The following is a 22,262-nucleotide window of genomic DNA, read 5'->3' as shown; positions in this document are numbered from 1 at the left end:
GCGGCCTTAGTGTGCTCGTTCACTTCGACACCTTAACGACGACCGTTCCGGCGAACTTGTCGTGGAGGCACTGCTGCCAGGGCTTGTCCCACAGTTGCCAGAGCCCGTCGACATAGCTGCCGCCGGGCACCAACGAGCCGCCCACGAACTGCACAAGGTACCGCTTGCCGGCCATCCGTCGATCAAGAGTGCCGGTCGGATCGAGTGGGACCACCCGCAGGTTCATCACCCGCTTGCCGAGGGTCTGCCCGGTCCGCTTGAGGTACTCGACGTGATACAGCCAGTAGAACCCGAACATGGCCACGAACAGTGCGCCCTGCAACAGCAGCATCGGCAGCATGATCTCCATGATGAGCACGCCGGGATCCGCCACGGTGCCGTCCGGTTTGGTCTCCGGATTCACGGCGAGGATTCGGGCCATGAAGATCAGGAAGACCGGTACGGACAGCAGCAACAGGGCAGCGACGACGATGGCGGTGTCGATCAGGTAGGCAAGCAGCCGGTCACCGAAGCTGGCCAGCGGGTGCCCGCCCGGTCCCAACACCGGCGGCGGTGGCCCGACCGCCCAGCCCGGCGGGGGCGGCCCGACCGCCCAGCCCGGCGGGGGCGGTGGACCTGCCCAACTCGCAGCGGGCGGGGCGTACTGGGGCGGAGGGGCGGTGTGCGACGAAACGCCACCGGCGGCGGGCGGCGGCCCAGCGGTCGGTGAGCCGCCGTGTTGCGGCCCACCGACCGGCGGTGTCGGGTACGAGGGAGGCTGGGTCACGCTCGACAGTGTTACAGGTTTCCGCGCTTCTCCTGCTCGCGTTCGATCGCCTCGAAGAGGGCCTTGAAGTTGCCCTTGCCGAAACCGAGGGAGCCGTGCCGCTCGATCAGCTCGAAGAAGACGGTCGGGCGGTCCTGCACCGGCTTGGTGAAGATCTGCAGCAGGTAGCCGTCCTCGTCCCGGTCGACCAGGATCTTGCGGGCCTTCAGCTCCTCGATCGGTACGCGTACCTCGCCGATGCGGGCGCGCAGTTCGGGGTCGTCGTAGTACGAGTCCGGGGTGTCCAGGAACTCGACGCCGGCCGCCCGCATCGCGTCGACGCTGGCCAGGATGTCGTTGGTGGCCACGGCGATGTGCTGCGCGCCCGGGCCCTGGTAGAACTCCAGGTACTCGTCGATCTGCGACTTCTTGCGGGCGATCGCCGGCTCGTTGAGCGGGAACTTCACCTTGCGGGTGCCGTTCGCGACGACCTTGCTCATCAGCGCCGAGTAGTCGGTGGCGATGTCGTCCCCGATGAACTCCGCCATGTTGGTGAAGCCCATGACCCGCTTGTAGAACTCGACCCACTCGTCCATCCGGCCCAGCTCCACGTTGCCGACGACGTGGTCGACCGCCTGGAAGAAGCGTTTGGGCTGGATGCCCGCGTCGATCATCGGCTGCCGATCCACGATCGGGCCGCGGGCGACGAAGCCGGGCAGGAAGGGGCCGGTGTAGCGGGACCGGTCGACCAGGGTGTGCCGGGTGTCGCCGTACGCGGCGATGGCCGCGATCCGGACCGTGCCGTGCTCGTCGCTGACGTCGTGCGGTTCCACCAGACCGGTTGCGCCCTGCGCGGTGGCGTGCGCGTACGCGGCATCCACGTCCGGCACCTCCAGCGCGATGTCGGAGACGCCGTCGCTGTGCTTCGCCACGTGCTCGGCGCCCTCGGCGCCTGGGCGGACCGTGCCGGTCAGCACGAACCGGGCCGAACCGCTGGTCAACACGTACTGGGCGTGGTCGCGGTAGCCCTGCTCCGGGCCCCGGTACGCCACGCAGGTCATGCCGAACGCGGTGGAGTAGTAGTGCGCCGCCTGCTTGGCGTTGCCCACCAGGAAGTGCACGTGGTCGAGGCCCTTGACCGGGAACGGGTCGCGGGTGATGTCGTGGTCGACGGCGCCGACGAGGGCGTCGACGTCGACCTCCTCGGTCGACTGGGGTCGGTCGATCGCCTGGGTCATGGTGGCCTCCCTTGCGTACCGGCCGGCCTCGTGGGCCGACGCTGTGCTCCTTCACCGGACTATCGCCGTGACCGGGCTCACTGGGCAACTGTCGTCGATACGGCTGGTCAGGTTGCGCAGGAAGTATGGTCATCGACCATGAACACTGGTCAGGATGTACAGCTCGATGGCCTGGACGCCCTCCTGATCGAGTTGCTCGCCGAGGAGCCGCGGATCGGCGTGCTGGAGTGCTCCCGCCGGCTCGGTGTGGCCCGTGGCACGGTCCAGGCCCGGCTCGACAAGCTGGTCGACCGGAAGGTGATCGGCGGGTTCGGGCCGGACGTCTCACCCGCCGCGATCGGCTTCTCGGTGACCAGCTTCGTCACCCTTGAGATCAGTCAGCGGCACGGGCACGATCCGGTCACCAGCCACCTGGCGGCGATTCCCGAGGTGCTGGAGGCGCACACCATCACCGGTTCCAGCGACCTGCTCTGCCGGATCGTGGCCCGCTCCAACGCCGACCTTCAGCGGGTGATCGACCAGATCGTGGCGTACGAAGGGATTCGCCGCGCCTCCACCATCATCGCCCTCGCCGAGCAGATCCCCTACCGCGTCATCCCCCTGGTGCGCTCCGCCGTGCGATAAGGAAGGGCACCTTATTAACGCCTCCGGTATAGGAAGGGCCCCCTTTTAACGCGCGGTCAGTCGGCGGCTAGGGCGTCGCCGAGCGGGGTGCGGCGGTAGCGCACGGACCGACCGGCGCGGATCCGGCTGACCAGCCCTGCCTCCCGGAGCACCGCGAGGTGATCGCCGACGCCGCCGAGACTCATCCCGAGCTGGGCGACGAGCTGACTGGTGGTGGCGGGCAGGGCGAGCGCCCGCAGCACCGCCGCCCGGGACCGCCCGACCAGCCGGTCCAGCGCATCCCCGGGCCGGGCGGGGTCGGGCGGGCCGAGCAACTCGGCCACCCCGGAGGCCCGGTAGACGATCGCGTACGGCCAGGGCGGCTCGACGTACGTGATCAAGGTGCCGAACACGGTGGGCACGAAGAGCAGCCCCTCACCGGCCAGCGAATGCGTCCCGGGATCGTTGTCGGCCACCTCGATGACGCCGACATCACCGCCGGGCACCCAGCGCAGCCGCGGGTCCAGGTCCGCGACCGCGGCACCCCAGCCGTACGCGAGCAGCCGGCCGGCCCGGTGCACCAGATCCCGTTCCAGGATCGCCCGCAGGCGGGGCCAGTCGGGTTCGACCAGCGCCGTCCAGGCCGCCTCGATGGCGTCCGCGAGCAGGTCCACCACGTTCGGTGACGCGTAGATCCGGCGGGCGTACGCCGGTGGTGTGGCCCGGGGTGCGGTGAGGTTGCGGGCCAGTTCGTCGCGGGCCTGCGCCAGCGGGGTCGCCCGGACCACCGCCAGCTCCCCGGCGAAGTCCCGCGCGGTGCCGTCCGGGGGCGGCTGGATGAAGTCGGCGTTGTAGCCGCCCCGGCGCAGCAGCGCCAGTAACGCGCCGACCGCCGGCAGTTCGCGTCGGAGCCGCTCGTACGCGGGTCTGGTCCGGGCCACCCAGGGGCCCAGACCGTCGTAGGAACGCTGGCCGGCGTGCAGCCGTAGCGCGGAGACCGCCTCGCCCAGCGGGGAGATCGCGTACCGGCTCGCCGCCACGTCGGCCGGAGTGACCTCGATCCGCATCGCACGACCTTTCGTCTGATGGCGAAAGGATAGAGGCAGCGGGGAGGGGTCGCCATGCTGGCCGACGTGAACGACACCAGCACGGTCGACCGGCCGGCCACCTTCCGGGACGTCTTCGCCGTCGTCGAGTTCCGGGTGATCTTCGCCAGCTTCGGGATCTTCATGATCGGCGAGACGGTGAAGATGCTCGCGCTCTCCGTGCTGGTCTACGAGCGCACCGGGTCGGGCCTGCTGGCCGCGCTGGCGTACGTGACCGGCTTCCTGCCGCACGCCCTGGGCGGGATGTTCCTGCTCGCTCTCGCGGACCGGTGGCCGGCCCGCGCGTTGCTGATCGGGTACGACCTGTTGCGGCTCGCCATGGTGGCGGTGCTCGCCACCGGCGTGCTGTCTCCGTCGGTGATGCTCGGCCTGGTCGCCGTGGTGGCCCTGTTCGGCCCGGTGAGCAACGCCGCACGTACCGCGTTGCTGCCAGAGGTGCTGCACGACGACGCGTACGTGCTGGGGCGGTCGCTGCTGTCGGTGGCCGCCGGCGGAACCCAGGTGGCCGGGTTCGCCGTCGGAGGCCTGTTGTTGGGGCTGGTCGGCCCGTACGGTGCGCTCTGGCTGACTGCGCTGACCTGTGGCCTCTCCGCGCTGCTGGTACGCCTCGGCCTCGCCCGTCGCCCGGCGCGGATCGGGCCGGCGCCAGCGGGTCCGGCGGGGGCCGGGCCGAAGCCGGCGGATCGCGCGAGGGCCGGAGCGGTGCGCGAGACCCTGCGGGTCAACCGGGAACTGCTCGCCGACCGCCGGATCCGGGGACTACTGCTCGCCCAGTGGTTGCCCGGTTCGCTACTGGTCGGCGCGGAGGGGGTGGCCGTGCCGTACGCAGCCGACCTGGGGCCGGGTGCCAGCGCCGGCGTACTGCTGATGGCCGGTGCGGGCGGGATGCTCGTCGGTGACCTGCTGGTGGGGCGGTTCGTGGCACCGGCTCGCCGGGAACGGTTGACGCCGTGGCTCGCGCTGCTGCTCGGCGTACCCATGCTGGCGTTTCTGGCCCGACCGGCGCTGGTGCCGGCCGCGGCCCTTTTCGCGGTGGCCACCGCTGGCTTCGCCTACCAGCTCGGGCTGGCCCGGCGGTTCCTCGACGCGGTCCCCGAGTTGCGCCGGGGGCAGGCGTTCGGGCTGGTCAATACCGGCATGATGGCGGCGCAGGGGCTTGCGGTGGCGGGCGCGGGCGCGCTGAGCGAGGTGCTCGCGCCGGGAATCGTGATAGCGAGCGCCGGTGCCGCTTCGGCGGTCGCGACGCTGGTCCTGTGGCCGATGCTCGCGCCCACCGGCGCAGCGTCGGCGACGCCCGCCGGCAGGCGTCGCCGGGCCGGCTCCGGCGCTGCCGAAGCCAAGCGTTGAGTGCCGGCCCGGTTTCGGTGCTGCGCGGAGCCAAGCGTTGAGTGCCGGCCCGGTTTCGGTGCTGCGCGGAGCCGGGCGTTAATAGGGAGCCGGGCGTTAATAGGGGGCCCTTTTACTACCGCAGGCGTTAAGAAGGGGCCCTTCCTTGCGCGACACGCGGTGGGGTGCGGGCGGTAGGGGGTGCGGGTGGCTACCGTGTTCCGGTGGGGAAGGGGAGCGGCCTCGGCTTTCGTGGCTTTCTGCTGCTCAGCCTGATCGTCGTGGTCGTGCTCGCCGCAACCGGAGTGTGGAACCCGTTTCCTGGAATGTGGGACTGGGTGAACCGGCGCCAACCGATCTCGCAGCCGGATGTGGTCTGGCAGCAGCGGATCGGCGGCACCCCGCGCAGCGTCACGATCGCCGGCGAGACGGTGGTGGTCGAGCAACGCACCCGGGTCGAGGCGCGCAGCCTGGCCGCCGGCACGCAGCTGTGGGAGCGCAAGGCCGACTGGACCGCGGTGGCCGGCGCCGGTGCCGACGCGGTGGTCGTCGTGGGCCGGCTGCTGGTCAAGGGGTACGAGGTGCTCGACCCGACCACCGGGGTGACCCGGCGGCGGGACGACGACGCGGTGGCGGTCTGGACCTACCGCAACCTGTTGCTCGACGCGCGCTGCGTCGAGGCGACCGACTGCACCCTCAGCGCCTGGGAGCCGCGCGGGACCTCTCCGCTGTGGACCGCCTTTCTGCCCGGGGTCAGCAGCGGTCTGCTCGCCGACAACCCGAACCTGCTCAACACCCGTCGGCTCACCGCCGCCCGCATCCACGACGAGGTGGCCGGCCCGGAAACCGTGGCACCGCTGCTCGGCTTCCCGGTCGACGGCCGGGTGCACGTGGTGGACACCGCCACCGGTCGGGTGCTGCAGAACGTCGAGCCCGGCCGGGACGAGCGCCTCACGGTGGTCGGTGGACGCCTGCTGCACATCGCCGCGCGGTCCCAGGACGGCAGCTGCTACTTCGCCATCTCGGGGCGGGATCCGGCCAGCGGGCAGGAGACATGGCAGCGCGCGGGGCTCAACCTGCGCACCGCCGACAGCGCCGGGTGCGTGCAGCGGGAGGACCCGTACGGCGCCCGGAACGTGCTGGTCGGGGTCTCGCCTGACGGCCGGGAGGCGGTCCTCGACGGGTACGACGGGCGACTGCTGCTGGTCACCGAGAACTCCGAACGGGTGCTCGCCGTCGACGACCGGTACGCGGTGGTGCGTACCGCCGATCGCGGCGCGGTTTCGACGCGCGAACTCGGCTCCGGCCGTGCTCGCTGGAACCGGCCGACGGGTGAGAAGGCGGGTGCCGCCCTGACCCCGTACGCGGCCATCGTCGCCGACGAGAAGCCCAACCGGCTGGTGGCGCTCGACCCGCGCACCGGGCGGGAGTTGGCGACGCTGCGGACCTCGGCGAACGCGCTGGCGGTCGGCCCGGCCGGCATGGTGATCGGGGAGGGGCGTGAGATCGGGTACGTCCGGTTCGGCGCGACGGCCGGCGACGCGCCGCGCGACGGTGACCCACCACGCGACGGCATCGGGCCGGCGCCCGGGCCGGCCAGCGGCGGCGACCGGCAGCCGCAGGACCGCTGTGGTCCGAAGAACGAGCTGTGCCAGGCCCCCGATTACGGCAAGTGACCGGTTACCAGGGCGGATGAGAGTGTGCTCCCCAGCACCCACCCGGCGGTTGGGACCGGTCGACCCATCTGCCCTAGGCTTTGCCGTCATGAGCGAGCGTCAGCGAGCGAATCATCGGCGCAGTGCGGTGGTGCCTCATGGCGGCATGGAGCGAAGCGGAGTGGCGTCATGAGCAGTGCCGATTTCTCGTACGCCCCGCTGCTGCCGACCGGGCCCGACCAGACGGATTACCGCCTGGTCACCGATGAGGGCGTCGACGTCGTCAACGGTCCGGGTGGCCGACGGTTCCTCACCGTGGAGCCGGCGGCGTTGACCGCGTTGACCGCCGAGGCGATGCACGACATCGCGCACTTCCTGCGCCCCGCACACCTGGCCCAGCTGCGCTCGATCATCGACGATCCGGCGGCCTCGCCGAACGACCGGTTCGTCGCGCTCGACCTGCTGCGCAACGCCAACATCGCCGCCGGCGGGGTGCTGCCGATGTGCCAGGACACCGGCACCGCGATCGTGATGGGCAAGCGCGGCCGGCACGTGCTCACCGACGGCAGCGACGCCGAGGCGATCTCGCGCGGCGTGTGGCAGGCGTACACCCGGCTCAACCTGCGCTACTCGCAGCTCGCTCCGCTGACCATGTGGGAGGAGCGCAACACCGGCAGCAACCTGCCCGCCCAGGTCGAGCTTTACGCGGAGGACCCGGACGGGCACCCGGACGCGTACAAGTTCCTCTTCATGGCCAAGGGCGGCGGCTCGGCCAACAAGTCGTACCTCTACCAGGAGACCAAGGCGCTGCTGAACCCGACGCGGATGATGCAGTTCCTGGAGGAGAAGCTGCGGCTGATCGGTACGGCGGCCTGCCCGCCGTACCACCTGGCCGTGGTCATCGGCGGCACCAGTGCCGAGTACGCCCTGAAGACCGCCAAGTACGCCTCCGCGAAGTACCTCGACGCGCTGCCCACCTCCGGCTCGATGGCGGGTCACGGCTTCCGTGATCTGGAGTTGGAGGCCGAGGTGCTGGAGCTGACCCGCAACTTCGGCATCGGCGCGCAGTTCGGCGGGCGCTACTTCTGCCACGACGTACGGGTGATCCGGCTGCCGCGGCACGGGGCGTCCTGCCCGGTGGCGATTGCCGTGTCGTGTTCGGCGGACCGACAGGCGGTTGCCAAGATCACCCCGTCGGGCGTGTGGCTGGAGCGACTCGAAACCGACCCGGCCCGCTACCTGCCCGAGGTCACCGAGGCGCAACTCGACGCGACCGAGGTGGTCCGCGTCGACCTGAACCGGCCGATGGACGAGATCCGCGCCGAGTTGTCCAAGTATCCGGTGAAGACCCGACTGTCCCTGACCGGCCCGCTGGTGGTCGCCCGGGACATCGCGCACGCCAAGATCGCCGAGCGGCTGGACGCGGGCGAGCCGATGCCGCAGTACCTGCGTGACCACGCCGTCTACTACGCCGGACCGGCGAAGACCCCGGAGGGCTACGCGTCCGGCTCGTTCGGTCCGACCACAGCGGGGCGGATGGACGCGTACGTGGAGAAGTTCCAGGCCGCCGGCGGATCGATGGTGATGCTGGCCAAGGGCAACCGCTCGGCCCAGGTGACCCGCTCCTGCGAGCAGCACGGTGGCTTCTATCTCGGCTCGATCGGCGGCCCGGCCGCCCGGCTCGCACAGGACTGCATCAAGCACGTGGAGGTGCTCGAATACCCGGAGTTGGGGATGGAGGCGGTCTGGAAGATCGAGGTGGAGGACTTCCCGGCTTTCATCGTCGTCGACGACAAGGGCAACGACTTCTTCGCCGAGGTCACCAAACCGGTCCTCACCATCGGCCGCCGCTGACAGGGCCGGCCACCTGATCGGCAGCAGTGCGACGGCGAGCCCTCGGCGTGTTGCCCGAGGGCCCGCCGCCGGGTTCAGTAGTGCGTCTCGTATTCGTACAGCGCTGTTACGCCCTCTCCTCGGTCGAGATCGGAGAGGGTCAGTCGCTTCACGGGGACCATGACGCGCTGGCCGGTGGAACCACTGCCAGCATCAAGCCACACCTCGACCATCTCCGTCTTCGGTAGCTCACGCGGACCGATCGCCAGGATTGTCACGAGGTCTGTCTCGCGCTCGAACCTGTGGGATGGACTTGGGCCAGCACGGCGGCCCGCTCCCGGCGGGACAACTCGGGGCTGCGGTGCCACCTGGACAGCAGACGTTCGGTGCTGGCCTGGTCGGTGGCCTCGAACGCCCGGAGCACGTTCTCCGTCCGGTCGATGACCGGGCTCCTTCCGAGCGGGTAGAGCGCCATCAGGCGGGCGGGTGTGGGCTCATCCGGCGGGGCCGGGTCGGGGAGACTGTTCACGGTCGGACCTCCCGTGTCCGATCAAGGTCCCGGGCCGGCGTGTCAGCGCCACCCGGGACCGGCTGCAAGGTCTCCCGTCACCCTAGAGCCAACCTGTCCACCGTGTCTATTCAGCAAACAGCATGGACAGCATGGTGCGCCCGGACAGGTGAGACCTTGAAGGCATGATCGACCCTTGGTCACCGCGCTCGTTCGCTGAGCAGTTGGCTGACGTGCTACGGACGAAGATTGACAGCGGCGAGTGGCAGCCTGGGCACAAGCTCCCTGGGGAAGTCGCGCTGGCGCAGATCTATGACGTGGCGCGCGGCACCGTGCGGGCCGCGCTGGACCAGCTCCGTGAGGAGGGCCGGGTCGTCACCTTCACCGGCCGGGGCACGTTCGTCACACCCGAGGCCACCGGGAATCCTGACGCTTGACTGTCGATCCCGGTCCCCGCATCAGCGGGAGAGCGGTGTATCTACCTCGCGATGCCACCCGGGAACACCCGGGCGTCCAGCCACCTCACCAGCATCGGCAACATGGGCCAGTTCTTCATCAGGGAACGAGCCCTTCGCAGCGCCCAACTACCAGGCATCGTGGCCGATCCCGCGACCGGGCGAAGCTACACCCGTCCTAGCAAGTGGATGTAGACCCCGGCCAGTCGCCCAGCCCGCCACTTCGCAGCCAGAGCAATGCCCCGGGTCGCTTGCGGGCAGAGGCAACATCCGGGGCGTACACATGAACTCTATCTCAGGACGACGAGCAGGGCGATCGTGGCCGCCCGACGAAGTGGTGCCGCGTGGCCAACTTTCTCGCGGTGCTTCCGTTTTCTGCCGTGGCTCGCTGCGAGTAACTCCGGTGCGCGGCAGGATGGTATGCGTGACGACTCCAGAGGCGACGGGCTACCGGATCGAACGCGACTCGATGGGCGAGGTGGAGGTGCCCGCCGAGGCGCTGTGGCGGGCACAGACGCAGCGGGCGGTGCAGAATTTCCCAATCTCGGGCCGGGGGATCGAGCCGGCCCAGATCCGGGCGCTGGCCCAGATCAAGGGCGCGGCGGCCGAGGTCAACGGCGACCTGGGGGTGATCGATCCGAACGTGGCGGCGGCGATCGCCGCCGCGGCGGCGCACGTCGCCGACGGCGGGTACGACGACCAGTTCCCCGTCGACGTGTTCCAGACCGGCTCCGGCACCTCGTCCAACATGAACACCAACGAGGTGATCGCCACCCTGGCCGGCCGGGAACTGGGTCGGGACGTGCACCCCAACGACGACGTCAACGCCTCGCAGTCCAGCAACGACGTCTTTCCCTCCTCGATCCACCTGGCCGCCACGGAGGCGGTCGCCCGGGACCTGCTGCCCGCGTTGGACCACCTGGCCGGTGCGCTGGAGGCGAAGGCCGAGGAGTTCGAGACGGTGGTCAAGGCCGGGCGTACCCACCTGATGGATGCCACGCCGGTGACCCTCGGGCAGGAGTTCGGCGGCTATGCGGCCCAGATCCGGTACGGCATCGAACGGGTGGAGGGGGTGCTGCCCCGGTTGGCCGAGTTGCCGCTGGGCGGTACGGCGGTCGGCACCGGGATCAACACCCCGCTCGGGTTCGCCGCCCGAGTGATCGAGAAGCTGCGCGACTCCACCGGGCTGCCGTTGACCGAGGCGCGCAACCACTTCGAGGCGCAGGGCGCGCGCGATGCGCTGGTGGAGGCCTCGGGGCAGCTGCGGACCGTCGCGGTCGGGCTCTACAAGATTGCCAATGACATCCGCTGGATGGGCTCGGGCCCTCGCGCCGGCTTGCGTGAGCTGCGCATTCCCGACCTCCAGCCCGGGTCGTCGATCATGCCGGGAAAGGTCAACCCGGTGGTCTGCGAGGCCGTCCGGCAGGTTTGCGCGCAGGTGATCGGCAACGACGCGACGGTGGCCTTCGCCGGCTCGCAGGGCGACTTCGAGCTCAACGTGATGCTGCCGGTGATGGCCCGCAACCTCCTGGAGTCGATCCGGCTGCTCGCCGCGTCCAGCCGCCTGCTGGCCGACCGCTGCGTGGTCGGCCTGGTCGCGGACGCCGAGGTCTGTCTGGCGTACGCCGAGGGCTCGCCCGCAGTCGTCACCCCGCTCAACCGCTACCTCGGGTACGACGAGGCCGCCTCGATCGCCAAGGAGGCGCTGGCCAGGCAGATCTCCATCAAGGAGGTGGTGATCGCACGCGGGCACGTGACCTCCGGCGCACTTTCGGAGACCCAGCTCGAAGAAGCCCTCGACCTGCTCCGGATGACCCACCCCTGACCGACGCCCAGACACGGCGCGGGTTGCGGCATCTTGGGGTGTTGAGGTAGCCAGGGTGGGCGCGGGTTGCGGCATATCGGCGTATCCCGCACTTTGGGTGGCACGGGTTGCGGCTTGTTGGGGTTTCCGGGCCACTTGAGGCCGCGAGTTGCGGTGTCTTGTGGGCGGGGCCGCGAGTTGCGGTGTCCTGTGCGACGGTGCCGCTTGCGGGCGTGGTCTCCTCGCCCGGCCGCCTGACGTGCCAGGCCCACCCTCGCCGCCACCACCCTATTGCCGGTCGCTCTAGCCTGATCCGCTCCAGTTCGCCGATGTGGCGGTATCACCAGGCCGTCGATACCGCCACATCGCCGAAACGGAGTGGATTAAGGGCCGAGGTGCCGGCGCGGTACCCAGGCGAGGAATCGGGCGAAGAGCGCGGCCGGATCCGGGCCCTCGTCCGGGTGCAGGCGGTACAGGTCGGCGGCGGCCTCGTGCAGCACCGCACAGAGGTACACGCGGAGCGCGATCCGGTCGTGGTCGTACTCGGTGACGAGGGCGAGCCGCGCGGTGGCACAGGGCCAGGGGGCCGCGCAGACCCGGCACAGCCAGAGCGGACGCAGCGGCAGGTGCGGCCGGACCGGCGCGGCCGATCCGGTCACCACCGTCCGCCGTTGGTCGGCTCGGTGCGTACTGCCGTGTGCCGGTCCGGGCAGGTGCGCCAGCGCAGGCCGCAGAAGCAGTACGCGCGCAGCCCACGCCAGACCCGGCGATGCCGGGGTGCCAGGGGTATTGGACGCTGGTTGCGGGCGGCAGGAAATGATCGGGGGAACCAGGTCCGCCAAGCGGATCGGGACATGGCGCAGTCTCCTGTCGAGCTGAGTCGTTTGCGTCATCACCCCGGCGGCGGGACCGCCCTGCCGGGGGAGCGGGCGGTCCCACCTCGACGTCGCGCCCGGGGGATTGAGCGGCGAGCGTCGCGCTTCACAGTCTGCTGATGTCACCGTTACCGTCGGAAGGGTTTGTTCGCGCTGTCCGAGGCCCACTGCGTCGGGACGGGTTGCCGGTGGCGTGACGTTGGAGTCGATCGACCGGTTCCTGGAGGGCGGCTGGCATGGCGAGTGGGCAGATGACCGCGGCGGCGTTCCTGGTCACGGAGCTACGCCGGGCGCGGATCCGGCACGGGTGGAGCCAGGAGGAGTTGGCCAAGGCCGTCAACTACTCACCGTCGATGGTCAGCGCGGTGGAACTCGGCCAGCAGCTGCCCACCCCGAAGTACCTGGAACTGTTCGACAAGGCCCTCGACACCGGCGGACTCTACGGCCGCATGCTCACCGACCTGGTCGCTCTCGACAAAGCCCAGGTCTGGCGGCGAGGAGCGCAGGCAATCATCGGGCAGGCGGCGAAGCTGCGCTGGTATGAGCCGCTGTATGTGCCTGGCCTGCTTCAAACTCAGGACTACGCGCGAGCCGTCTTCGAAGCGGGCGGTCTGCTGGACCCCGCCGAAGTGGAGCGCCGACTAAAAGAGCGGATGGAGAATCAGGCTGTTTTGTCCGGCGACTGTTCGCCCCACCTGGTCGCCATCATCGACGAGGCTGCGGTTCGCCGGTGTGTCGGGGGTCGGAAGATAATTTCCGAGCAGCTGTCGCACCTCGTGAATGTCGCCAGCGAACATCCGCGCGTCCGGCTGCACCTGGTTCCTCAAGCGGCGGCAGAGTATCCCGGCCTGGCTGGCCCGTTCCTGCTCGCCACCTCGAGAAACGGCACCGATGTGGCCTTCCTCAGCAGCCATATCGGGGGCCAGGAACTGGATCGGTCAGGGGATCTCGATTTTCTGCGGCAGGTGTGGGAGGTTTGCCTCGGCGAGGCGTATACGCCCACCCAATCGATCGAGTTGATGAGGGAAGTGGCCGACGCATGGAACTGACCGGAGCCCGGTGGTGCAAGAGCAGTCGCAGCGCCCAGTCCAACGACTGTGTTGAGGTGGCGACGAACCTTTCCGGGGTGGTCGGAGTGCGGGACAGCAAGGACCGGGCGGGGGCGGTGCTGACCTTTGAGCCGTACGCCTGGCGGGTCTTTGTCGCGGCGTTGCCGCGCGTGAGGTGATCAGAGCGCCCGGCGCGGAGGTTCTGGCTCGACTGGAACGGGAGCGCCTCGTCTGGCTGTGCACGCTGCGGCCGGACGGATCGCCGCACCTGACGCCGGTCTGGTTCCTTTACCTCGATCATGAGTGGTGGATCGGCACCGGCGAGCGAAACCGGAAGGTCCGCAACATCGCCACCGATCCCCGGGTGTCGCTGGCGTTGCCCGACGGGGACGCGCCGGTCGTCGCGGAGGGCGCGGCGAGCATCGTCCGCCAGCCCTTCCCGCCGGACGTGGTTGCGGCGCTTCGCCGCCGGTACGACGGCTGGGACGTCACGGTGAACGGCCCGGACGGCCCCTACGTCCTGCTCCGGATCACCGTGACCCGCTGGCTGATGACCGGCCGCGCCCGCTGACCTGTCGTTGCCGACGCGGTAGCTTCGCCGGCGGGTTCAGGGGCGGACGGCCGCCTTGCGGGCGCGGTAGGCGCTGACCGCGGCCCGGTTGCCGCAGCCGGCGTCGCAGAAGCGCCGGGAGCGGTTCTTCGACAGGTCGACCAGCACGTTGTCGCAGTCCGGGTGATCGCAGATGCGCAGCCGGCGTAGCTCGCCGCCGCGTACCACGTCGGCGAACGCCATCGCCGCCTCGACCGCCATCCGGGTGGCCAGCGGGGCGTCCCGGGGCACGGCGTGCAGGTGGTACGGCTCGTCGTCGTGCGTGATGAGCTGCGGCAGGGCGCGATGTTCGCGGAGCAGCTTGTTGACGATCGAGACGATCTCGTCCACGTCGGCGTACCAGATCCGGCGCAGTCGTGGACGTAGTGCGCGTACCGCCCGGAGTTCGGTTTCGGTGTGCTCTTGGCGCCCGCTGTAGGAGTGGGCGGCGAAGAAGGCGTCGAGTGCGGCCACATCGGGCAAGCCTTCGGTGCCCCCGCCGCCGGTGTTGACCAGCGCGGCGGACGCGATCAGCGAACACTCGGTGTCATGGGCGAATAGCAATTTGACTCCTGTCGGGCCGCGCTCTAGCGTCATCGGCGTAACCATAGTTTGCCTATGTCGGCTGGCTGTGCCAAGGAGAGCCCGATGCGCCAACCCAACGCCGCCGGTGTCGGCCTCACACTGGCGCTGCTCTCGGCGGTCACCTTTGCGACCTCCGGCACTTTCGCCCGCTCGCTGATCAACGCCGGTTGGTCGGCCGAGGCGCTGGTCGTCGCCCGGGTCGGTATCGCCGCCCTGGTGTTGGCGTTGCCCGCGCTGCTCATCCTGCGCGGGCGTTGGCCGGTGCTGCGGCGCAACCTCGCCTCGATCGGGGTGTTCGGGCTGCTCGGGGTGGCACTTGCCCAGGTGTGCTTCTTCAACGCCGTGCGCTATTTGCCGGTCGGTGTGGCGTTGCTGCTGGAGTACCTCGGCATCATCCTCGTCGTCGGCTGGGTCTGGCTGGTGCAGGGGCAGCGTCCCCGCCGCCTCACCGTGGCCGGTTCGGTGGCGGCCCTGGCCGGCCTGGTCTTCGTGCTCGACCTGACCGGAGCCGATCGGCTCGACCCGGTCGGCGTGCTCTGGGGGCTGGGCGCCGGGGTCGGCCTGGCCGGGTACTTCGTGCTCGCCGGCCGCATCGACGCCGCCCTGCCGTCGGTCGTCATGGCCAGCGGTGGGATGGCCGTCGGCGCCGGGGCGCTGCTGGTGCTCGGCCTGGCCGGGGCGCTGCCGCTGCGGGCCACCTTCGGCGCGGTGGACTTCGCCGGGCAGCGCACCAGCTGGCTGGTCCCGATCGCTGGCCTCGCCCTGGTGGCGGCGGTGGTCGCGTACCTGTCCGGGGTCGCCGCGACGCGCATCCTGGGGGCCCGGCTGGCCTCCTTCGTCGGGCTGACCGAGGTGATGTTCGCGGTGCTGATCGCCTGGCTGGTGCTGGGTGAGCTGCCGTCGGTGGTGCAGCTGTTCGGCGGGGCGCTGATCGTCGTCGGAGTGGCGTTGGTCCGCCTCGACGAGCTGCGGGCTCCCGTCGAGCCGGCACCGACGGAGACGGCGGAGCCGGCATTGACGTGACACCCTGAACCGCCCGTCGCCCGTCGTCCGTCGTCCGTCGTCCGTCGTCCGTCGTCCGTCGTCCGTCGTCCGTCGCCCGTCGCTCGCCGTCGCCCGTCGCTCGCCGTCGCCCGTCGCCCGCTGCCCGTCGCCCGCTGCCCGCCGCCTGCTGCCCGGGCCGAGCTTCTGGCGAAGGAGAACTTTCGTCTGTTATCCGGCGGCGGACTGGCGAACCGGTGAACGTTCATGTCTGATGACGCCACAGACCTCAACGAGAGGATTCGATGTGGTGAGCAAACGCTTCACCGTCGGTGTGGTCGCGACCGCGACCGCACTGGCATTCACGGTGACAGGCATGGGTGTGCCGGCCAGTGCCGAGCCGGCGACCGTCCGGACCTTCACCGTGGTCGCCGAGGACGGCGTCGCCACCGAGGCGGCGATCGCCGCGATTCGGTCGGCAGGCGGGACCGTGGTGTCCCGGGCCGACGAGGTCGGCGTGTACCAGGTGACCAGCGACCGGGCTGACTTCCAGGCGAAGGCCGCCGCCGCCACGGCCCTGATCGGAGCCGCCGAGCAGCGGGCCATCGGTCGCAAACCCAAGCTGGACCGGGTCGAGCAGGAGCACCTGCTGGCCGCGACGGCAGCCAAGGGCACCGGCAAGAAGCCCGGCAAGAAGCCGGCCAAGATGGATCCGCTGGACGACAAGCTCTGGGGCCTGGAGATGATCCGCGCCGACCAGGCGCGCAAGGTCGAGCCGGGCGACCGCCGGGTTACCGTCGGCGTACTCGACACCGGCGTCGATGCCAGTCACCCCGACATCGCGCCGAACTTCAATTGGGCGCTGTCGCGCAACTTTGCGCCGGACATCCCCGAGATCGACGGGCCGTGCGAGGTGGCGAGTTGCCTCGACCCGGTCGGCACCGACGACGGCGGGCACGGCACGCACGTGGCCGGCACCATCGGTGCCGCCGCCAACGGGTACGGCCTCTCCGGTGTCGCCCCGAGCGTGTCGCTGGTCAACCTCAAGGGCGGGCAGGACTCCGGCTACTTCTTCCTCAACCCGGTGGTCAACGCCCTGCTGCACGCCGGCAGGTCCGGCCTGGACGTGGTCAACATGTCCTTCTACGTCGACCCGTGGCTGTACAACTGCACCGCGAACCCGGCCGACTCGCCGGAGGCGCAGGCCGCGCAGCGGGCCACCATCCGGGCCATGAAGCGGGCCCTGACCTTCGCCCACGACCGGGGCGTCACGCTGGTCGGCGCGCTCGGCAACAACCACGAGGATTTGGGCGACCCGCGTACCGACGTCTCCAGCCCGAACTACGGTGACGTCGCGCCGTACCCGCGGGAGATCGACAACAGCAGCTGTTGGAACCTGCCCACCGAGGGGCCGCACGTGATCAGCGTCGCCGCGGTCGGCCCGTCCGGCAAGAAGGCTGACTACTCCAACTACGGCACCGAGCAGACCGCCGTCGCTGCGCCGGGCGGCTGGTTCCGGGACGGCTTCGGCACCGACACGTTCCGTACCGACGCCAACATGATTCTGTCGACCTACCCGAAGAAGGTCCTCCAGGAGGAAGGCACGGTCGACGAGGATGGCAACATCGTGCCGGGCGCCGAGACCTTCGTGTTCAAGGAGTGCAAGGCCAACCGGGTGTGCGGCTACTTCACGTACCTCCAGGGCACCTCGATGGCGGCTCCACACGCCTCGGGCGTGGCCGCGCTGATCGTGAGTCGGTACGGCAAGGCACAGGGCCGGGGCGGCTTCGGCCTGGCACCGGACCTGGTCGAGCAGCACCTCTACCGGACGGCGACCAAGCGCGCCTGCCCGCAGCCGCGCCTGGTGAGCTACGTCAACGAGGGCCGATCGGCCGAGTTCGACGCCTACTGCGCCGGCCCGGTCAGCTTCAACGGCTTCTACGGGCACGGCATCGTCGACGCGTACGCGGCGGTGACCACCCCCCTGAAGTCCCGCCGGTAACCCAACCACGTGGCGGTGGCCCGGCCTGAGGATCATTCCGATCGGGCCACCGTTACCGGCGCCAGCCGCGGTCGAGTAGGGCGGAGCGGACTTCGCGCACGATCCCCAGGAAATCCCCGTAAAGGCGGCGACCGGTTACATGCAGGACCAGCCAGCCCGCACCGACAAGTAGATTGAGCCGTTGGCGGTCCCGGTGTAACTGCTCGCGATCCGAGTGCCATTGCCCGTCGTACTCCACCGCCACGCGGAAGTCCGGCCAGGCGAGGTCGGGATGAAGAATCGGGCCGCTGGCCACCCGCACCGGATGCTGAACGACCGGGCGCGGTAGACCGGCCAGTATCAGCCGGATACGCAGCTGCGACTCAGCTGGTGACTGGGCTGCCGGCTCGGCCAGGTCGAACAGCCAACTTGCCCGGCGTACGCCTGGACGGTTGTCGTTCGCGGCGGCGATCTCCGTCAGCGCCGCCCGTGTGGTCAGATTCCGGCCGAGGAGAGTGTCGACTATGCCGATCGCGCGGACCGGCTCCAGCCAGACGGCGCTCTCCCAGGCCGCCCGCGTCGAGTCGGTGCGTTTTGGCGTGCCCAGGCGGGGAAGCCCGGCGAGCTCCTCCCGGGCCATTGTGTGCACCTGTAGGCCACGTTGACTGCGCAGCCCGGACGAGGTCGGTACCAGGACATGGACAGGATCGGCGAAGCCTGCGGCATGCTCCACGCCGTGCAGGTATGCCGCCGACGGGCCAGCGATGGCCGCTCCAACCGGCAACTGGAGCGCCACCGCGCGGCAGGCCAACTCGTGATCGCGATCGAGACGAGCATCGGCGTAGATGTCCCGCCGAAGCCGTATCCAGGCGGAACTGCGAAGTTGATGAGCAGTGAGCAGGCCTCGGTGGACGGCGTCTGAGCCGCGGAAGACCTGCCACGCCAGGGCTTCCGGTCGGTGTGCTTGAGCAGGCATGAGGGAAGCCTGCGGGCATTTCCGCCGCGGGGCAGCCCCTGTGGATAACCTCGGGCGGCCGCTCGTCGGTCCCCTGTGGATAACGTCCACAGGCGCCGTCTCATGTGCTATGGATGCGTCGGCTTTCCTGCCTTCTCCGTCCCCGCGGCCGGTCTCAGGCCACGACTTGCGGCAAGTCGGATGATCGCCGCACGGACTGCATGCACGAGTTGCGGCATCTCGGTCCGTCATGTCGCGGTGCCACCTCAGGATGCGGCAAGTCGGGCCGACAATCCTGGTGGAAGGCGCGACTTGCGGTAAGCCGGGGCGCCAAGCGCGACTTGCCGTAAGTCGGGACGTCATTCGCTAATCGCGTCAAGGCGAGGGCTCGACGAGGGCGCCGCCGCGCGTCCGTAACTTCCCGCTCGTTGGGTGTCGCTGGGACTTGCCGCATGTGGGGTTCCCAAGCCAGCGAATCGAGCGCAGGCCCGGCCGGTCGGCGCGGATCGGCCCGGTTGGTAGGGATCGGCCCGGTCGGCGCGAGTCGGGCCGATCATCGGGAAGCCGGGCCGGGTCATCGGGAAGCCGGGCCGGGCCATCGGGAAGCCGGGTCGGTCAGCGCAGGGCAGCCGCGACGGCGGTGGCGGCGGCAAGCACCTGGGCACCCACCGTCTCGACATCCAACTCCGCCAATGCGACCACTCCGACGCTCGCCTCCAGGCCGGGCACGCCGAGCACCGGCGCCGCCACTCCGTACGCACCGGGTTGCAGCTCACCGACGGTGCTGACCGGGCCGGCGGCACCGGTCCGACCGGCGAGGATGGCCCGGCCCCCGGCGCCGCGTTCCAGCGGGTGCCGGGCCCCGGTCCGGTACGCCACGTGGAACGACGTCCAGCTCGGCTCGACCACCGCCAGCGCGACTCCCTCGCCTCCCTCGACCACGGTGAGGTGAGCGGTGGCCCCGGCCTGTTCGGCGAGCCGCCGCAGCGCCGGCAGCGCTCCCTCGGCGAGCAGTGGCTGCGCTCGTCGCGCCAGCTGGAGCACGCCGGCGCCGAGGCGGAGCCGGCCGGCGGCGTCGCGCCGCAGCATGCCGTGCCCGGCCAGCGGCGCCACCAGTCGGTAGATCGCGGCCCGCCCGATGCCCAGCCGGTGCGCCGCCTCGGTGATGGTCAGCCCACCGGGCGCGTCCGCGACCAGATGCAGCAGCCGCAGACCCCGATCCAGCGTCTGCGCCGTCTCACCGCCCGGGACGGCCGAGCTGCCGGGGACGGCCGAGCCTCCGGGGACGGCCGAGCCTCCGGGGACGGCCGAGCCTCCGGGGACGGCCGGCTGTTCCGGGCTGGGGGGCGGTGGGGAATTCACGACCAGCAGCGTACGACCCGGCTCCGGCGGGCCGGGCGAACGACGGACGGCTACCCTTGTACGGTGACGCTACGCCTGTATGACACCGCCACCCGATCGGTGCGGGACTTCGTCCCGCGGGAAGCCGGCAAGGTCGGGGTCTACCTGTGTGGTCTCACCCTTCAGGCCCCGCCGCACATCGGCCATCTTCGATCAGGCGTCAGCTACGACGTGTTGCGCCGCTGGTTGCTCTCCGCCGGCTACCAGGTCACGTTCATTCGCAACCTGACCGACATCGACGACAAGATCCTCGTCAAGGCCCAGGAGCAGGGGCAGCCGTTCTGGTCGATCGCGTACGCCAACGAGCGGAAGCTCGCCGAGGCGTACCGGGCGTTGAACGTGCTGCCGCCGACCTACGAACCGAGGGCGACCGGGCACATCCCCGAGATGCACGAGCTGATCGCGCAGTTGATCGACCGGGGGCACGCCTACCCGGCCACCGACGGCTCCGGCGACGTGTACTTCGACGTGCGGTCGTGGCCGGCGTACGGTGCGTTGTCCAACCAGTCCCCGGAGGACATGCAGTCCGCCGGTGGCGCTCCGGAACGCGGCAAGCGGGATCCCCGCGACTTCGCGCTCTGGAAGGGCGCCAAGCCGGACGAGCCGGCGGACGCCTACTGGCCGTCGCCGTGGGGGCGGGGCCGCCCCGGCTGGCACATCGAGTGCTCGGCGATGTGCTGGCGTTATCTGGGCGCCGAGTTCGACATCCACGGCGGCGGGCTCGACCTGATCTTTCCGCACCACGAGAACGAGCTGGCCCAGTCCCAGGCCGCCGACCTGCCCTTCGCCCGGTACTGGGTGCACCACGGTCTGCTCGGCATCGGCGGGACCAAGATGGGCAAGTCGCTGGGGAACACCCTCGACCTGGACTACGTCGCCGCGCTCGGGGTGCGCCCGGTCGAGCTGCGCTACTACTACGTGGCCGCGCACTACCGTTCGCGCATCGACTACTCGGAGGAGGCGCTGCGCGAGGCGGCCGTCGCGTACCGGCGGATCGAGGGTTTCGTGCAACGGGCCGCCGAGCGGGTGGGCGCCGGCCAGCTCGGCGAACTGCCGGCCGGGTTCGCGGCGGCGATGGACGACGACCTGAACACCTCGGCGGCGCTGGCCGTACTGCACGAGGTGTTGCGCGACGGCAACAACGCGCTGACCGACGGGGACGACGTGACCGTACGCACCGCCCTCGGCGGCGTGCGCGCGATGCTGGATATCCTCGGGGTCGACCCCCTCGACCCGGCGTGGACCGGCGGAGCCCGGGCGAGTGACCTCCGTGGCGTGGTGGACTCCCTGGTCGCCCTGGCCCTCGAACAGCGCGCGCAGGCCCGGGTCCGCAAGGACTGGGCCGCCGCCGACGCGCTGCGGGATCAACTCAAGCGGGCTGGCGTGGTGGTCGAGGACACCCCGCAGGGCCCGCGTTGGACAATTGGAGAACATGACTGATGGCCGGCAATTCGCAACGCCGTGGCCGGCGAACCACGTCGAAGGCGGCTGCCCCGAAGGGCTCCGGCGGCAAGAACCGGAACGCCCTCGCCGGGCGCGGCCGGACCCTGCCGGCCGACGAACGGCCCTGGCACAAGGCGTACTCCGGCACCGAGAAGCTGCCGCAGCGTACCGCCTGGAAGCAGGAGAAGGAGCGCCGGGCGGCGGCCGAGGAGGGGCGGATCCCGAAGATCGGCAAGCCCGGCAGCAAGGACACCACCTGGGGCAAGGGCGGCGGTCGGGGTACGTCCGCGCCCAGAGCGGCCCGGGGCAAGCAGCCGGCCGGGCGGGGTGGCCCCCGGGTCGCCCCGGGGCGCAAGTCCAACCCCGCGAAGGACGCGCCGGAGCTGCTGGTCGGGCGTAATCCGGTACTGGAGGCGCTGCGTGCCCAGGTGCCGACCACCGCGCTCTACCTCGCGCAGGGCATCGACATCGACGACCGGGTGAACGAGAGCGTCCGCACCGCGGCCGACCGGGCCATCGCCATCCTGGAGGTCAGCCGGGCCGAGCTGGACCGGATGACCGGAGGCGTGCTGCACCAGGGGATCGGCCTCCAGGTGCCGCCGTTCGCGTACGAGCAGTTCGAGGACCTGCTCGCCGCCGCGGTGGAGCAGCCGGCACCGCTGCTGGTGGCGCTGGACGGGGTCACCGACCCACGCAACCTCGGTGCGGTGATCCGGTCGGCTGCCGCGTTCGGCGCCCAGGGGGTCTTCGTACCGGAGCGACGGGCCGCCGGGATCACCGCGACCGCCTGGCGGACCAGCGCCGGCGCGGCGGCCCGCGTGCCGGTGGCGCAGGTCACCAACCTGACCCGGTCGTTGAAGGCGTGCCAGGACGCCGGCTTCGTGGTGGTCGGTCTGGACGCCGACGGCGAAACCGACCTGTACAACCTGGAGGCCGCAGTCGGGCCGCTGGTCGTGGTGGTCGGCTCGGAGGGGCGGGGGCTGTCCCGACTGGTCGGGCAGACCTGCGACCTGACCGTCAGCATCCCGATGGTCTCCGAGGTGGAATCGCTCAACGCGAGCGTGGCCGCTGCGGTCACGCTCGCCGAGGTGGCCCGCCGCCGGGCCGTCGAGGGCTGACCTCGCGAACGA

The 22,262-nt window shown here is 70.6% G+C and carries 24 protein-coding genes; 14 read left to right on the top strand and 10 right to left on the bottom strand.

The features are described from left to right. Positions 1–19: 19 nt before the first annotated feature. A complete protein-coding gene (locus Vqi01_RS16610) occupies positions 20–766 on the bottom strand; it encodes an RDD family protein (RefSeq protein ID WP_239098440.1) in 747 nt (248 codons plus the stop codon). Between the two features lie 11 nt (positions 767–777). Further along, complete coding sequence (hppD, locus tag Vqi01_RS16605; RefSeq protein WP_204035701.1) at positions 778–1,983, bottom strand: 4-hydroxyphenylpyruvate dioxygenase; 1,206 nt, start codon at positions 1,981–1,983, stop codon at positions 778–780. A 138-nt stretch (positions 1,984–2,121) separates the two neighbouring features. On the opposite strand from hppD, the gene Vqi01_RS16600 reads away from it, so the two are divergent. After that, positions 2,122–2,607: an Lrp/AsnC family transcriptional regulator gene (locus Vqi01_RS16600; RefSeq protein WP_204035700.1), complete on the top strand. Its 486-nt coding sequence runs from the start codon at positions 2,122–2,124 to the stop codon at positions 2,605–2,607. Positions 2,608–2,663: 56 nt separating this feature from the next. Here Vqi01_RS16600 and Vqi01_RS16595 read toward each other — a convergent pair whose 3' ends face one another. Next, on the bottom strand, positions 2,664–3,653 hold the full coding sequence (locus Vqi01_RS16595) for an ArsR/SmtB family transcription factor (protein WP_204035699.1): 990 nt from the start codon (positions 3,651–3,653) through the stop codon (positions 2,664–2,666). 54 nt (positions 3,654–3,707) lie between these two features. Between Vqi01_RS16595 and Vqi01_RS16590 the strand changes: the two genes are divergently transcribed. The 3 genes from Vqi01_RS16590 (at position 3,708) to Vqi01_RS16580 (ending at position 8,527) form a co-directional block, all read left to right on the top strand. Next, on the top strand, positions 3,708–5,039 hold the full coding sequence (locus tag Vqi01_RS16590) for an MFS transporter (RefSeq protein WP_204035698.1): 1,332 nt from the start codon (positions 3,708–3,710) through the stop codon (positions 5,037–5,039). A gap of 203 nt (positions 5,040–5,242) precedes the next feature. Further along, positions 5,243–6,694 (top strand): outer membrane protein assembly factor BamB family protein, encoded by a 1,452-nt coding sequence (locus Vqi01_RS16585; RefSeq protein ID WP_204035697.1) that lies wholly within the window; start codon positions 5,243–5,245, stop codon positions 6,692–6,694. A gap of 168 nt (positions 6,695–6,862) precedes the next feature. After that, positions 6,863–8,527 carry a fumarate hydratase gene (locus Vqi01_RS16580; protein ID WP_204035696.1) on the top strand — a complete coding sequence of 555 codons (1,665 nt, stop codon included), beginning with the start codon at positions 6,863–6,865 and terminating at the stop codon, positions 8,525–8,527. A 74-nt stretch (positions 8,528–8,601) separates the two neighbouring features. On the opposite strand, the gene Vqi01_RS16575 is transcribed toward Vqi01_RS16580, so the two are convergent. Together Vqi01_RS16575 and Vqi01_RS16570 are read right to left on the bottom strand one after the other, a co-directional pair. After that, a complete protein-coding gene (locus Vqi01_RS16575) occupies positions 8,602–8,784 on the bottom strand; it encodes a hypothetical protein (protein ID WP_204035695.1) in 183 nt (60 codons plus the stop codon). Then, positions 8,781–9,035 carry a hypothetical protein gene (locus Vqi01_RS16570; RefSeq protein WP_204035694.1) on the bottom strand — a complete coding sequence of 85 codons (255 nt, stop codon included), beginning with the start codon at positions 9,033–9,035 and terminating at the stop codon, positions 8,781–8,783. The genes Vqi01_RS16575 and Vqi01_RS16570 overlap by 4 nt, the downstream gene beginning before the upstream one ends. Positions 9,036–9,199: 164 nt before the next feature. On the opposite strand from Vqi01_RS16570, the gene Vqi01_RS16565 reads away from it, so the two are divergent. After that, positions 9,200–9,451, top strand: coding sequence for a GntR family transcriptional regulator (locus Vqi01_RS16565; RefSeq protein ID WP_204035693.1), 252 nt, complete (start codon positions 9,200–9,202; stop codon positions 9,449–9,451). A gap of 433 nt (positions 9,452–9,884) precedes the next feature. Further along, positions 9,885–11,294 carry a class II fumarate hydratase gene (locus Vqi01_RS16560; RefSeq protein ID WP_204035715.1) on the top strand — a complete coding sequence of 470 codons (1,410 nt, stop codon included), beginning with the start codon at positions 9,885–9,887 and terminating at the stop codon, positions 11,292–11,294. Positions 11,295–11,656: 362 nt separating this feature from the next. Here Vqi01_RS16560 and Vqi01_RS16555 read toward each other — a convergent pair whose 3' ends face one another. After that, positions 11,657–11,935, bottom strand: coding sequence for a hypothetical protein (locus Vqi01_RS16555; protein WP_204035692.1), 279 nt, complete (start codon positions 11,933–11,935; stop codon positions 11,657–11,659). Continuing rightward, positions 11,929–12,129 carry a hypothetical protein gene (locus Vqi01_RS16550; protein ID WP_204035691.1) on the bottom strand — a complete coding sequence of 67 codons (201 nt, stop codon included), beginning with the start codon at positions 12,127–12,129 and terminating at the stop codon, positions 11,929–11,931. Before Vqi01_RS16550 ends, Vqi01_RS16555 begins: the two co-directional genes overlap by 7 nt. Before the next feature lie 255 nt (positions 12,130–12,384). Between Vqi01_RS16550 and Vqi01_RS16545 the strand changes: the two genes are divergently transcribed. The 3 genes from Vqi01_RS16545 to Vqi01_RS16535 are packed head-to-tail and all read left to right on the top strand — an operon-like array spanning position 12,385 to position 13,768. Next, entirely contained in the window at positions 12,385–13,197 is an 813-nt protein-coding gene (locus tag Vqi01_RS16545) for a helix-turn-helix domain-containing protein (protein WP_204035690.1), read from the top strand. After that, positions 13,188–13,376 (top strand): DUF397 domain-containing protein, encoded by a 189-nt coding sequence (locus tag Vqi01_RS16540; RefSeq protein WP_204035689.1) that lies wholly within the window; start codon positions 13,188–13,190, stop codon positions 13,374–13,376. Before Vqi01_RS16545 ends, Vqi01_RS16540 begins: the two co-directional genes overlap by 10 nt. Further along, entirely contained in the window at positions 13,373–13,768 is a 396-nt protein-coding gene (locus tag Vqi01_RS16535) for a pyridoxamine 5'-phosphate oxidase family protein (protein WP_204035688.1), read from the top strand. Before Vqi01_RS16540 ends, Vqi01_RS16535 begins: the two co-directional genes overlap by 4 nt. A gap of 36 nt (positions 13,769–13,804) precedes the next feature. Here the strand turns inward: Vqi01_RS16535 and Vqi01_RS16530 are convergent, their stop codons facing one another. After that, the gene (locus tag Vqi01_RS16530; protein WP_204035714.1) at positions 13,805–14,350 is read right to left on the bottom strand and encodes a CGNR zinc finger domain-containing protein; all 546 of its coding nucleotides are present in this window, start codon (positions 14,348–14,350) and stop codon (positions 13,805–13,807) included. A gap of 84 nt (positions 14,351–14,434) precedes the next feature. On the opposite strand from Vqi01_RS16530, the gene Vqi01_RS16525 reads away from it, so the two are divergent. Then, positions 14,435–15,394, top strand: a complete 960-nt coding sequence (locus Vqi01_RS16525; RefSeq protein ID WP_204035687.1) for an EamA family transporter — start codon at positions 14,435–14,437, stop codon at positions 15,392–15,394. A 268-nt stretch (positions 15,395–15,662) separates the two neighbouring features. After that, positions 15,663–17,354, top strand: coding sequence for a S8 family serine peptidase (locus Vqi01_RS16520; protein WP_204035686.1), 1,692 nt, complete (start codon positions 15,663–15,665; stop codon positions 17,352–17,354). A 52-nt stretch (positions 17,355–17,406) separates the two neighbouring features. On the opposite strand, the gene Vqi01_RS30785 is transcribed toward Vqi01_RS16520, so the two are convergent. Beyond that, complete coding sequence (locus Vqi01_RS30785) at positions 17,407–17,973, bottom strand: endonuclease domain-containing protein (RefSeq protein ID WP_239098439.1); 567 nt, start codon at positions 17,971–17,973, stop codon at positions 17,407–17,409. A 57-nt stretch (positions 17,974–18,030) separates the two neighbouring features. On the opposite strand from Vqi01_RS30785, the gene Vqi01_RS30780 reads away from it, so the two are divergent. Then, entirely contained in the window at positions 18,031–18,255 is a 225-nt protein-coding gene (locus Vqi01_RS30780) for a hypothetical protein (RefSeq protein WP_239098438.1), read from the top strand. A gap of 648 nt (positions 18,256–18,903) precedes the next feature. Here Vqi01_RS30780 and Vqi01_RS16510 read toward each other — a convergent pair. After that, positions 18,904–19,512, bottom strand: coding sequence for an IclR family transcriptional regulator (locus tag Vqi01_RS16510; protein ID WP_204035713.1), 609 nt, complete (start codon positions 19,510–19,512; stop codon positions 18,904–18,906). Between the two features lie 201 nt (positions 19,513–19,713). Here Vqi01_RS16510 and cysS point away from each other — a divergent pair, with 201 nt between their 5' ends. Continuing rightward, the gene (gene cysS / locus Vqi01_RS16505) at positions 19,714–21,129 is read left to right on the top strand and encodes a cysteine--tRNA ligase (RefSeq protein ID WP_204035684.1); all 1,416 of its coding nucleotides are present in this window, start codon (positions 19,714–19,716) and stop codon (positions 21,127–21,129) included. Continuing rightward, complete coding sequence (rlmB, locus tag Vqi01_RS16500; protein ID WP_204035683.1) at positions 21,129–22,250, top strand: 23S rRNA (guanosine(2251)-2'-O)-methyltransferase RlmB; 1,122 nt, start codon at positions 21,129–21,131, stop codon at positions 22,248–22,250. The genes cysS and rlmB overlap by 1 nt, the downstream gene beginning before the upstream one ends. Positions 22,251–22,262 lie beyond the last annotated feature (12 nt).

It is taken from the genome of Micromonospora qiuiae, assembly GCF_016863555.1.
In the GTDB taxonomy this organism is placed as follows: domain Bacteria; phylum Actinomycetota; class Actinomycetes; order Mycobacteriales; family Micromonosporaceae; genus Micromonospora; species Micromonospora qiuiae.
This window is presented reverse-complemented; position numbering and strand designations above follow the sequence as displayed.

Coding starts and splice junctions, on each gene's coding strand:
- hppD (WP_204035701.1), bottom strand. CDS start 1,983: ATGACCCAGGCGATCGACCGACCCCAGTCGACCGAGGAGGTCGACGTC.
- Vqi01_RS16600 (WP_204035700.1), top strand. CDS start 2,122: ATGAACACTGGTCAGGATGTACAGCTCGATGGCCTGGACGCCCTCCTG.
- Vqi01_RS16595 (WP_204035699.1), bottom strand. CDS start 3,653: ATGCGGATCGAGGTCACTCCGGCCGACGTGGCGGCGAGCCGGTACGCG.
- Vqi01_RS16590 (WP_204035698.1), top strand. CDS start 3,708: ATGCTGGCCGACGTGAACGACACCAGCACGGTCGACCGGCCGGCCACC.
- Vqi01_RS16580 (WP_204035696.1), top strand. CDS start 6,863: ATGAGCAGTGCCGATTTCTCGTACGCCCCGCTGCTGCCGACCGGGCCC.
- Vqi01_RS16565 (WP_204035693.1), top strand. CDS start 9,200: ATGATCGACCCTTGGTCACCGCGCTCGTTCGCTGAGCAGTTGGCTGAC.
- Vqi01_RS16560 (WP_204035715.1), top strand. CDS start 9,885: ATGGTATGCGTGACGACTCCAGAGGCGACGGGCTACCGGATCGAACGC.
- Vqi01_RS16550 (WP_204035691.1), bottom strand. CDS start 12,129: ATGTCCCGATCCGCTTGGCGGACCTGGTTCCCCCGATCATTTCCTGCC.
- Vqi01_RS16545 (WP_204035690.1), top strand. CDS start 12,385: ATGGCGAGTGGGCAGATGACCGCGGCGGCGTTCCTGGTCACGGAGCTA.
- Vqi01_RS16540 (WP_204035689.1), top strand. CDS start 13,188: ATGGAACTGACCGGAGCCCGGTGGTGCAAGAGCAGTCGCAGCGCCCAG.
- Vqi01_RS16525 (WP_204035687.1), top strand. CDS start 14,435: ATGCGCCAACCCAACGCCGCCGGTGTCGGCCTCACACTGGCGCTGCTC.
- Vqi01_RS30785 (WP_239098439.1), bottom strand. CDS start 17,973: ATGGCCCGGGAGGAGCTCGCCGGGCTTCCCCGCCTGGGCACGCCAAAA.
- Vqi01_RS30780 (WP_239098438.1), top strand. CDS start 18,031: ATGGACAGGATCGGCGAAGCCTGCGGCATGCTCCACGCCGTGCAGGTA.
- rlmB (WP_204035683.1), top strand. CDS start 21,129: ATGGCCGGCAATTCGCAACGCCGTGGCCGGCGAACCACGTCGAAGGCG.